Raw genomic sequence first — 212 nt, forward strand, 5'->3', positions numbered from 1 at the left:
CGGATTTATTGGGCGTAAAGCGAGTGCAGGCGGTTCAATAAGTCTGATGTGAAAGCCTTCGGCTCAACCGGAGAATTGCATCAGAAACTGTTGAACTTGAGTGCAGAAGAGGAGAGTGGAACTCCATGTGTAGCGGTGGAATGCGTAGATATATGGAAGAACACCAGTGGCGAAGGCGGCTCTCTGGTCTGCAACTGACGCTGAGGCTCGAA

1 rRNA gene is annotated in these 212 nt (G+C 50.9%); it reads left to right on the plus strand.

The annotated features are described in order from the left end of the window. A 16S ribosomal RNA gene (locus A7A76_RS25380) occupies window positions 1–212 on the plus strand; the annotation flags it as partial.

This window comes from Lysobacter enzymogenes (assembly GCF_017168095.1).
GTDB lineage: Bacteria > Pseudomonadota > Gammaproteobacteria > Xanthomonadales > Xanthomonadaceae > Lysobacter > Lysobacter enzymogenes_D.